Source organism: Fervidobacterium sp., from assembly GCA_026419195.1.
Classification (GTDB): Bacteria; Thermotogota; Thermotogae; order Thermotogales; family Fervidobacteriaceae; genus Fervidobacterium.
In genome coordinates, this window is record JANZZV010000104.1 from 1 (window position 1) to 590 (window position 590).

At 30.8% G+C, this 590-nt stretch carries 1 protein-coding gene; it reads left to right on the forward strand.

Annotated elements, in window-relative coordinates; all coding sequences use genetic code 11:
* Positions 1–397 precede the first annotated feature (397 nt).
* Positions 398–590, forward strand: a 193-nt coding sequence (locus N2Z58_09485; protein MCX7654889.1) for a hypothetical protein, incomplete at its 3' end; no start/stop codon positions are given.

The following is a 590-nucleotide window of genomic DNA, read 5'->3' on the forward strand; positions in this document are numbered from 1 at the left end:
ACTGTCTCTTTTGAGTTCATCGTCACTTAACCTTACATAACTTTGAATCAGTTAGGAGCTTTACTTCAATTTTTGTATGAATTTCAAAATAACGCTGTGAATTTACGTGCGAAAAAAACTTTTTCGTCGAACTTATTGGAAATCCTACATTCATAACAACTTTTCTCTTTCTAATTCCAAAGTTCAGCCGTTAAAGTAAACCGTTCTTCTTTTTAGGATTTTAAAACTTAAAAAGTTTTCTTTGTGTGAATTTAAAAAAATAGTCAAGGATCGATCAAAAACTAAAAACTTTTCAGCTTACTCCATGTGTCGGATTTTAAAATAAAGAACTAAATTCATGATTATTAGTTTTAAAATATAGTGTTTAACAACTCTTATACTTGAGAAGGTGAAAGGCTTGGAGATTTTATCCAATCATAACTTTGTCCGTAAAAACAAGGTCCATAAAGATAGAAGTTTGGAATTTTTCACCTTTCTTTACACTTTTTCTTCTGGTTTTGTTTTCTTTAAGCCGGGTTTTTACGAAATCTTGATTCAGATTCTATCTCATCTATCCAGTCAGACACATCCAACGGCGATATGCCCTTTAT